This is a genomic window from Vibrio zhanjiangensis (genome assembly GCF_030161235.1).
GTDB classification, from domain to species: domain Bacteria; phylum Pseudomonadota; class Gammaproteobacteria; order Enterobacterales; family Vibrionaceae; genus Vibrio; species Vibrio zhanjiangensis.
On sequence record NZ_BSPW01000074.1, the window covers coordinates 33,119 to 44,129 of the forward strand.

1 protein-coding gene is annotated in these 11,011 nt (G+C 46.0%); it reads left to right on the forward strand.

Annotated elements, in window-relative coordinates:
• Window positions 1–14: 14 nt before the first annotated feature.
• On the forward strand, window positions 15–10,769 hold the full coding sequence (gene rtxA, locus QQK21_RS16380) for an MARTX multifunctional-autoprocessing repeats-in-toxin holotoxin RtxA (protein WP_284193263.1): 10,755 nt from the start codon (window positions 15–17) through the stop codon (window positions 10,767–10,769).
• Window positions 10,770–11,011: the final 242 nt, after the last annotated feature.

Here is an 11,011-nt window from a genome sequence, read left to right on the forward strand (position 1 = left end):
CAAGAGGCTGGCTTATGGGAAAACCATTCTGGAGAAGTGTTGAATACTTCTTCTCAGGGAACTATTCCGCCGATGAAGGGAATAACAATATTGTCGCCATTGGCTTTGGTGGAAAAATTCATGCCCTTGGTGGTGATGATCATATTACAGTTGGATCGGTCGATGCAATTGTATATACCGCGAGCGGCAACGATACGGTCGTCGGAGGTTCCGCAGTTTTAAGAGTAGAAGACACTACAGGTCAGCTTTTTGTGAAAGGCTCTGCTGGGTATGCAAATATTGACAAAAACGGTGATGGTCATGTGTCATTTTCTGGCGCTGCTGGTGCTGTGTCAATTGATCACTTAGGTCATCATGGAAATGTAAGTTATGATGGCACTGCAGCTTACAATGGCGTTAAAAGGAAAGGAGTCAGTGGCAATGTCTCTTACAAAGGTGTGGGTGGTTACAATGCTCTTTGGCATGAAACTAACCAAGGCAACTTATCCTTCACTGGTGCGGGTGCAGGGAATAAATTGGATCGAACGTGGTTTAACCAATATAAGGGTTCACGCGGTGACGTGACGTTCGACGGTGCGGGTGCTGCAAACAGTATTAGTTCTCGCGTAGAAAGCGGCAGTATCATTTTTCGTGGTGCGGGAGCTGACAACCACATAATACGAAAAGGCAAGCAGGGTGATATTACCTTGCAAGGTGCGGGTACATCAAATCGTATTGAACGTACTCGTCAAGTGGATGATATATATATCGCAACACACGGAAATATTCGTTTTGAAGGGATGGGGGCATACAATAGTATATACTCCGACGTGGCGAATGGTGATATCCATTTTTCTGGAGGTGGCGCTTATAACACGATCACTCGTAAAGGGAGTGGCAGTGGCTTTGACACTCAAGGAGTCGAATATGCTAGAGCCGAGGATATTGTTCTCACCTCCGGGCAGATGCATGGCACATCGATTGATCACAATAACACTTTCCATGCAGTTAACGCCGTAAAATCAGAGCGAGAGCCGAATACCTACCTGTTTGCTATTGCAGACGGCACTTACACCAAAATCAACAAAATTCGTCTCTATAACGATACAGAAACTAACGAGCTTAAGTACTACTCAGAAGCTTGGTTCAAAAAGGGTAATCATTTATCCGATCTTGCACATTCCGATGTTTCGTTTTCTGGAGGTTTTGAGTCAAATCCGATCAATGGTGGTTACACCCTGTCTAATATCAAACTCGAACATCAGCAATCGGTAACTGTCCATGCCGTCGAAAAAAATCTCACAGAATATGAGTGGGTGACTTACGCAAATGGTGCAGTAATTGATGCAAAAGACGTGGCATTGTCGGATGCAAAAATGGGTGGCCACGCCATTTACACTGATGGCACGGTAGTTGACGTTAAAGCGGTAAAATCGCACCGAAAACCGAACACTTATGTTTACGCTAAAGTCCTAGGGCCCTATACAAAAATAGTGGTCGTGGAGCTTGCCAATGATACCGCAACAGGCGCGCTTAAATACCAAGCTCGTTCTTGGTACAAAGAAGGTGATCACACCGCCAACCTAGCCAATGAGGATATAACATCTGCCAATGGATTCCACTCTATGGGCAAAGGTGGCTACTCGTTAAGTGACCTTAATTACAGTGTTAATGTGGTCAGAAGCACTAGCGAAACGGTTGCGGATATCGATGAGTATAGTGACCAAACCTTGTTTAAGTCAGCGACTGATAGCGGTGAAAGTTCGGGTGATGTGCGCTTTCATGGTGCTGGTGGTGGCAATGTCATCAAATCGGACGTCACTCACGGTAACGTCTATTTTAATGGCAGCGGTATTGCCAACGTCATCTTACATAATTCTCGATACGGGAATACAGAATTTAACGGCAGTGGGGCAGCCAATGTCATCATTAAAAGTGGCGAACAAGGCGAGCTCAACTTTCGTGGTGCAGGCTCGGCTAATGTCCTTGTGCACAAAAGTCAGCAAGGGAAAATGGATGTATACGCAGCCGGAGCAGTCAATGTATTGGTTCGTATTGGTGATGGTCAATACCTTGCGCATTTGCTGGCTTACGGCAACATTTCCGTTCACAAGGGCAATGGTAGTAGCCGTATAGTGATGTTTGGTGGTTACAATACGCATACTCAAATTGGATCTGGTAACGGGCTGTGGGTGGCTACCGGTGGCTTCAACGTCATGACACAAATGGGCAAAGGTGATGTGACGTCGGTAGCTACAGGGGGGGCAAATGTGGTTACTAAATTGGGTAATGGTGCTCTAACGGCAGCTGCACTAGGTGGCGCGAATGTGATTACTCATGTTGGTAGTGATGAAGTAGAGTCTAACACTGCGGCTGTGGTGTTGGGCGGTGCTAATCTTCTGACTAAAACAGGAAAAGGGAATGTCCTTGCTGTCATGGGTGGTGGCGCAAACGTCCTTACACACGTTGGTGATGGCACTGCAACTGGCGTAATGGTCGGTGGTGCGAATATTCTGACCAAAGTGGGCAATGGTGATACGACTGGTATTATGTTTGGCATAGGTAACGTTCTAACCCATATCGGTAGTGGCCAAACACATGGAGTTATGGGCGCCGCAGGAAATATTTTTACTAAAATCGGCGATGGTACTTCAATTGCAGCCATGATTGGTGCAGGTAATATCTTTACCCATGTCGGGGAAGGCAATGCATTGGCTGTGATGGGAGGTTTTGGTAACGTCTTTACTAAAATCGGCGATGGCGACGCTCTTGCCTTGATGGTGGCAGAGGCCAATGTGTTTACTCATATTGGTGATGGTACGTCGGTGGCCTTAATGTTAGCCAAAGGCAACATCGCAACAAAGGTGGGTAACGGACCTGCACTCGCGGCAATGGTCGGTAACGCGAATATCTATACACATGTGGGCCGTGGGAGTACATTCGGAGCCATGATTGGTCAGGCGAATGTCATGACTAAAGTGGGTAATGATCTCACGGCGGCCTTAATGCTCGGTAAAGCAAATATCTACACCCATGTCGGTGATGGTACCAGTATAGGATTATTTGCGGGTGAAGCAAATGTGATGACCAAGGTCGGTAACGGTACAACCTTGGCAGCGATGTTTGGTAAATCCAACATCATGACTCATGTTGGAGATGGCTTAACCGGTGTTTTGGCACTGGGCGAAGCCAATATTGTCACTAAGATAGGCGATGATTTCATGGGTGTTGTGGCAGCTGCAAAAGCGAATGTGGTCACTCATGTTGGTGATGCGACAACAGCCGCTTTGTTAGCGGGTAAAGGCAATATCCTGACCAAAGTTGGTCAAGGCACCACTGTGGGTTTGCTGATTTCCGATGTGGGTAACGTGATGACTCATGTCGGGGATGGTAAAACTATTGGCATTAGTAAAGGTAAGGCTAACATCATTACTAAAGTGGGCGATGGCTTAGGTGTTAATGTCGGTTGGGGGCAAGCCAACGTGTTTACTCAGATTGGTAGTGGCGATCGCTACAACTTTGCTAAAGGTGATGCGAACATTATTACCAAAGTGGGTGACGGCGAAGAAATCACTGTTGTACAAGGTAAAGCTAATATTATTACCCATGTGGGTGATGGTGATGATTACACTGGCGCTTGGGGGAAGGCAAACGTTATTACTAAAGTGGGTGACGGTCGCAATGTTTTACTAGCAAAAGGTGAGGCTAACGTTGTTACTCAAGTAGGAGACGGTGATAGTTATAACGCACTATGGAGTAAAGGCAATATTGTTACCAAAGTTGGTGATGGTATACAGGTGACCGCAGCACAAGGCAAAGCCAATATTACGACCACAGTAGGCCATGGTTTGGGTGTGATTGTTGCCTCTGGTGATACCAATATCAACACCAAAGTCGGTGACGGTGTTTCGGCTAATGTTGTCTGGGGCAAGTACAACATTACCAATAAAGTGGGTGATGGTCTGAATGTCACAGTGATGAAGGGGAAAGCGAACGCCAATATTCATGTTGGGGATGGCTTAAGCATTAATGCCTCTTATGCGCAAAATAATGTAGCAATCAAAATCGGTAATGGTGATTTCTACAGCTTGGCGGTGGCATCAAGTAATACCAGCAGTAACAAACTTGCTAGCTTGTTTGACAATATCAAACAAACGGTCTTGGGAGTTGGTGGTAGTCAGGCAATTAATTACTTAGTGCAAGGTGACGAAGGCTCATCTTCTGGTACGCGCAAAGGTCGTGGTGCTATTGCAACACCAGAAATTACCAAACTGGATGGCTTCCAAATGGCTGCCATTGAGGAAGTGAGTTCTGACTTAGGTCGTCGTTTAACTGGCAGCGTGACAAAGGTAGATACGCCTGATCTTAACAAGATGCAGCATGATCTAGACCTTGATGTATCATCAAGTCAAACATCTAACCGAATTGTTAACGGCGATGTTGAGCAAGGCGATTATGGTCGGCAATCAGAATTAGCAATAAAATCATCGCCACAAGCCAATGCAATAAGCAAACATGCAGCACAAAATGAGGCGTCACAAAATGCTCTGTTGGATAGGGATCACGCACAAGCGGATAGCCAACGTCTAGAGCAAGAAAAGAAGGCGCAGCTCGATGTCGTTGTGGGTTCGCAAAGTCAGTTAGAATCAACCGATCAACAAGCTTTGGCAAGCAATGGCCAAGTTCAATACGACGCGATGAAAGATGAATCGGAAGAGGTGATTGCCGAGCTGACAAAAGTCGCGAAAGGTCTCAATACCCTCGATGGTCAAGCTATATACACAGGCGAGTCGGGTGACCAATGGCGCGATCTCTTCGCAGACGGCCTACTCGGTAATATTCAAAGCAAGCTTGATGGTGCTAAGCAGTTAGCCAATGACAAGATTGCTGGGGCGAAGCAGATTCAGGCGAACAATAACAGCAAAGTCAAAGCTACCGTTGCAAAGTCTGAAGCGGGTGTAGCAAAAGGTGAGCAAAATCGAACAGGAGCAGATCAAGACATTGCTGATGCTAAAGACGATATAGAAAGACGTAAAGTTGATGCTTTTGCGAAAAGTAACGAAGCGAAACAGGCCGAATCTGATGCGTACAAGGCATCAAACGCGGCGCAGTCTCGTGGTGAGCGAGACGTCTTGAATGCAGAAAATAAAGCGACCCAAGCGCAGACAGATGCGAAACAAGCCAAACAAAACGAAGGTGATCGTCCTGACCGCGAGGGCGCAATTGGTAGTGGTCTTTCGGCTAACGGTTATACCGTAGAAGCAGGCAATGAAACAGGCAGTCATGTTGACGGACAAAGCAAAGTTTATGGAGACGGCAGGTTCAGTGAGGGGTTGAACGAGGATGAACAAGGCGCTTTTGAAGAGGCGATGAATGCTGTTAATCGCTTGCAAATTAGCGCAGGTATTCGCCAAAAATACAGTAGTCGTACGATCACCTCAATGTTCACTGAGATAAACACAGATAGTATTGTTCTGCCAACTAGCGCCTCTCAGGGTGAGAATCGCAAATATATCCACTTGTCAGGCGTGAAGACCGATACTCCCATTTTGTCAGCGAGTGAAAACAAGGAACTGCAAGCCTTAGGTGAAAAGCAGTACGCAGAGAGAGGCAAACAGAGAGAAAATGGCGATATTGCAAGTGATGGTACGCAAACACACACTAAGAACTACCAATCCCGAGACCTCGTTCTAGAGCCAATTTCGCAATCAGAAACCATCGAATTAGGCATGCCAGAAATTGACCAAAAAGCACTAGCTGATGTTGCAGAGCGTGAAAATGTGATCATTGGGGTGCGTCCTATTGACGGCAAGTCTAAATCGCTGATCGCTTCAAAGATGTATAGCAGTAAAGGTCTATTTGTTAAGGCAAAAAGTTCTGATTGGGGGCCAATGTCGGGATTTATTCCAGTGGATCAGGCGTTTGCCAAAGCTTCAGCAAGAAGAGACATTGAGAAATTTAATCGACACGCTGAGCAATCTATTCAATCGGGCAATGCAGTAAGTGCCGATTTGTACCTCAATCAGGGACGAGTTGATGAGTTGATTTCAAAATACCAGTCTTTAACGCCATTGGAGTTGGATCCAAACAGCGGTATGTATAAAACAACCGCAATCAATGGTGAACAAGTCGTCACTTTCTTGTTGAATAAAGTGACGGTAAATGGCGATGACCTATGGCATGTTCACTACATGAAAGAGGGTGAGTTAGCGCCATTTAAGGTCATGGGCGATCCCGTGTCTAAACAGCCAATGACAGCAGACTACGACTTGCTGACTGTGATGTATCCTTATGGGGATTTAGGTCCACAGGATAAGGTCAAACAGCCATTAAATTGGGAACAGTGGAAAGAGTCTGTTACATACGAAGATTTAACGCCCAAGTACAAAGAACTATACGATAATGAAGCCTTGTACAACAAAAAAGATGGGCCAAGCCTTGGCAATGTCAGTAATCGCCTAAAAAGGCTCAAGAGCGTAATCAATGCCGGGTTGGAAAGAACCAATGGTCTAGAAATGGTTCATCATGGAGCCGATGATTCAAATCCTTATGCGGTTATGGCAGACAACTTCCCTGCGACATTTTTTGTCCCAAAAAGTTTTTTTGCTCAGGACGGCTTAGGTGAAGGTAAAGGCTCGATCCAACACTACTTCCATGTCAATGAGTGGGGGGCGGTCGTTATTCGCAGTCCGCAGGAGTTTTCCAATTTCCAACAGGTCGCAATTAATGCAAGCTATCGAGCCTCATTCAACGATAAGTGGAATCATGGCTTGGAAGAGCCATTATTTACGACCAAACGCAAATTGTCCCATGAATTTCTCAATGCCAGAGATGAGCTAATTAGGCGGCTATCAAAGGAGACATCGCAACGCCTTGAAGCACTGGGTCCAAAACGTCGGCCTAAGCTAAAACTCAATATTGATAGTTCGATGACTCCCCTTGAAAGGCGCAAGTTTGAGTATGAAAGACAAGGACTTCTTGTCGCGTCTGGATCATTTGGGTTGGTGATTCGAGACCCAGAGGATGCCAGTGTTCTCATTAAAGACGTTGGACAAGGGTTGGAAGGCGCGCAAGCCGAATCCCAATATTTCAATCAATTCTATGGCGAGGACAGTTCACAGGTCTACCGAGATGCAAATGGCGATGTCTTTCTCCGAATGTTGAAAGTTCCAGGAGTTCCGGTCGCGGATCTTGCCCCTGAGGATATTCCTCACAATGCGAGAGAAATGTTCCTAAAAATGGTCTCAGATCTGACTGAAGCCAATATCTATCACAAGGATCTTCATCTTGGTAATGTGATGTATGATGCCGCGAGCCAGCGTTTTTGGCCAATTGACTTTGAGAGTGCGGTTGATCTGAGTTCGGGCGAGCAGCTTAAGAATCACCAAGCCGATGCCGTTATGTTCGAGAAAAGTCTTCAGAAACTGGCACAGCAAGACCGAGATGGCATCAATCCAGCTTCAGCAAAAACCGAGGATGTTAGTACATGGAGCAGGCATACTGTCACGCCGGCACCAGAGGGTGGTTCGACACGTTTTGAGGCCCAACTTATCATCCAGTTGGAAAATGATCGCGTTGTGGGTAATGCGGCAGCCAATCTTGCTGCCAAACATCCTGACAATAGTGTGATTGTTCAACTCGATGATGAGGGTCGGTACCGCGTCGTCTATGGCGATGTTTCACAGCTTTCTGGCAACCTACGTTGGCAACTCGTGGGTCATGGCCGCAATCGTTCAGGGAGTCAGAATACTCACTTAAGTGGTTATAATCCCGAGGCTTTGGCTAGTGCACTGATCAAGTTCAATCAAGAATTTGGCCGTTCTGAAAATCTGAATGTCACGCCAAGTTATATCAGCGTAGTGGGCTGTTCCTTGGTTGAAGAAGACAGTCAGAGAAGTTTCGGTCATCGCTTTATTAAGGCCATGGATACCAATGGTATTCAAAGCGATATCTCTTTACGTAGTTCAGATCTTGCCGTTGATGACTCGGGTAGAAAACACACTCTGGCCGAGAATAAAAAATGGGTGAGGAAAGCTAAGCACCACAAAGTGGTATTGCGTTGGAATGAGCAAGGTGAAGCTATCGCTAGTGATGAGCTTATTCGCAGCGGCGTCGCCGAAGGAGACATCAACCTTTCCCATATCGGAGCGAGTCATCTTGAACAGCCAGCGCGAGGTGCCATTGGCAGTAATATTCAAGTATTTGAAGCGCCCAAGGGACACAAGGTTAACACTAAAGCTCCGGTCAGCTCCGAAGGCGAAAATAAACTCAGCTACTCAGGTAACATTCAAGTCAACGTGGGCGATGGCGAGTATACGGCAGTCAACTGGGGGACCTCCAATTTAGGCATTAAGGTCGGTACTGGTGGCTTTAAGTCATTAGCGTTTGGTGATAATAATGTCATGCTCCACATAGGTAACGGTGAGAGTAAGCACAGCGTCGATATTGGTGGCTACAAAGCTCTAGAAGGTGCGCAGATGTTCATTGGTAATCGCAACGTAAGCTTTAACTTGGGCCAAAGCAATGATTTAGTTGTGATGATGGAAAAGTCAATGCCTACTCCGCCGCTAGTCAATCCATTTGATGGTGCTGTGCGTATTTCAGATGTGCTGAAAAGTATTGCAATCTCAGGAGAAGGCCATGACTGGCTGAGTGCCCAACAAAAGCAATGGACACTCTCGGGAGCAAAGAAATTTGTTAAAGATATGTCGGGGTTGGACCTAAGCAGTAGTGTGGATTACACCACTTTGGTCGAATTAGATTCCCAGAACCAACCTAGTAGCCGTGGTTTGAAATATGACACGGAAGCTGCGTTAAATAAGCGATATAATCAATGGTTAAGTGGCAATAACAGCACTGCGAACCATACTCGTGCAGATAAGTTTCGTAATGCCAATCAGCAGCTTTCGTTTAATTTTGCCGTAGGAGGCCAAGGGTCAGACATTCAAGTGACCACTGGGAACTGGAACTTTATGTTCGGCGACAATGTTCAGTCTATTTTGGATACCAATCTTGGCTCGCTATTTGGCTTAATGACGCAGCAGTTCTCATCCACAGGCCAAGCAAGAACAACCTTCACTTATAACCTCCAAGATTTGCCCCGTCAGATCAAGAATAAGTTGTTGGGGAAATGGTCTGGTGTGGGTGCAGAGACGACACTTGGCGACATTTTCGATGTCGATTACACCGCATCAGGCCAAATAGTTTCTCGCAGTGGGGAAGATGTTGATGGTGTATCGATACTCAAAGAAATGTTGGAAGTCATTGGTGAGTTCAGCGGCGATCAGCTGCAAGCTTTTTTTGATCCAGCCAAGTTGCTAGATAGTCTCAAATCGGGTCTGGATATGGGCGCCGATGGTATGAAGTCTTTCGCCCAAACTCTCGGACTAAGAGAGAAATCAGCAGAAGATGAAAACATCTCCTCAGTTTTCATCAATGGTGATAACACAGATAGTGCGCAAGGCAGTACAGATACCAAAGTCACTGAATCGCCAACAACACAAGATCGTGCTTTTGGTTTCCATTCACTTAATTTACCGAACGTATTTGCGACTATTTTTAGCTCTGACAAGCAGAACGAGATGCAATCGTTGGTGGCGGATCTTAAAAATAACCTTACTGCTGATCTTCTCAATATGGAGGAGAAAACGTTTGACTTCTTTCGTAGCAGTGGACATCTGCAAGATGATGGTGACATCAATGTATCCCTTGGTAATTACAACTTCAATTGGGGTGGGGATGGTAAAGACTTGGGAGCATATCTAGGAGACAATAACAATTTTTGGGCTGGACGAGGCGATGATGTTTTCTACGCCATGGGCACGTCAAATATCTTTACGGGTGGAAATGGTAATGATACAGGCGTTCTAATGGGACGTGAAAACATGATGTTTGGTGGTGATGGTCACGACACGGCAGTCGTTGCAGGCCGCATCAACCATGTTTTCCTTGGTGCGGGTGATGATCAGTCATTTGTGTTTGGCGAAGGTGGTGATATTGAAACTGGCTCAGGTCTTGATTATGTTGTCACCACAGGCAATTTTAATCGCGTGGATACGGGGAGTGATCAAGATTATTCCGTTACCATTGGCAACAATAACCAAGTGGAGCTGGGGGCTGGAAACGACTTTGCGAATGTGTTTGGCAATGCTAACCGTATTAATGCCAGCAGGGGCAATGATGTTGTCAAACTCATGGGGTATCACGCCGTATTGAACGGAGATGATGGCGACGATCACCTCATTGCTGCTGCTATCTCTAAGTTCAGCCAGTTTGATGGAGGTGCTGCTCACGACGTACTGGTACTTGGCGGCTACCAAAACACTTTTAAAGGCGGTACAGGTGTGGACACTTTTATGGTGAGTGGGGACATCATTGATAACCTTGTACAAGATATTCGCAGCGAAGACAATATTGTTTTCGATGGCGTCGACTGGCAGAAACTGTGGTTCGAGCGCAGTGGCTACGATCTTAAATTGTCTATCTTACGTGATTCTGTAGGGCAGAGCGACCAATCCAAGTTTGAGCAGATTGGCTCGGTTACCTTTAATGACTACTTCAATAGCAACCGTGCTGAGATTGTGGTTGCGATGGGGGAAAAAGACGAGGTCGGTGAGCGAGAGTATACGGCATTGTCAGAGGGTTCGATTGACGTGCTGGTCCAAGCCATGAGTGGCTTTGAACCTCAGGTGGGTGAGAATGGCTTTATTGATGGTCTAGACAGCCAGTCACAGGTTACGATAGCTACGGCTTGGATGGGCGTTAATCACAAAAAAGGAACCATAGTGTAAACATTGCCAACATATAAACGAAAGCCGCCCCACATAATTGGGCGGCCTTTGGGTGTATGTAAGGGCCATTATTTGACTTACTTTTTCTAACTGCTGTAGTGTGTTTGAAAGAAAAGCAACCGGGCTAAATAAGTATTCGATGAGAGGAAAATATGTTTCGATATATTCAACGTCGTAGATGCATATTTCGGAGCATTCCGATCAGTTATTTCGGGATTATCCGATCACCCATTTCGGTTTAA

What these genes read in the sequence shown, in the direction of transcription:
- rtxA (WP_284193263.1), top strand. Translation starts at nt 15, where the DNA reads ATGGGAAAACCATTCTGGAGAAGTGTTGAATACTTCTTCTCAGGGAAC.